This is a genomic window from Citrobacter sp. Cu231 (genome assembly GCF_030332265.1).
Taxonomy (GTDB): Bacteria; Pseudomonadota; Gammaproteobacteria; order Enterobacterales; family Enterobacteriaceae; genus Citrobacter; species Citrobacter meridianamericanus.
Genome location: NZ_JAOWIE010000014.1, coordinates 1 through 498, shown reverse-complemented (window position 1 = coordinate 498; position 498 = coordinate 1). Strand labels below are relative to the sequence as shown.

The 498-nt window shown below is 55.8% G+C and carries 1 protein-coding gene; it reads right to left on the bottom strand.

The genetic code is table 11. From position 1 onward, the window contains the following. Positions 1-498 (bottom strand): DDE-type integrase/transposase/recombinase (locus OGY15_RS00230; protein ID WP_286537263.1); only part of this gene is annotated, 498 nt, incomplete at both ends.

Below are 498 nucleotides of genomic sequence, written 5' to 3'. Positions count from 1 at the left end.
TTCGGTTCAAGCCCCAACATCCGGGCAAACTGCCGTGTTTCATTAGCCCGGTAGCATGAACCATTATCCGTCAGCCACTCTACTGGAGACGCCGGAAGCTCGTTGCCGAAGCGGCGTTCCACCGCTCCCAGCATGACGTCCTGTACTGTTTCACTGTTGAAGCCGCCCGTAGTGACCGCCCAGTGCAGTGCCTCACGGTCACAGCAGTCCAGCGCGAACGTGACTCGCAGTTTTTCTCCGTTATCACAGCGGAACTCGAACCCGTCAGAGCACCATCGCTGATTACTTTCTTTCACTGCCACTCTGCCTGTATGTGCCCGTTTCGATGGCGGTACAGCAGGTTTTCGCTCAAGCAACAGCGCATTCTGGCGCATGATCCGGTAAACACGTTTGGCATTGATCGCAGGCATACCATCAAGTTCTGCCTGTCTGCGAAGCAGCGCCCATACCCGACGATAACCATACGTGGGCAGCTCTCCGATAACATGGTGTATACGG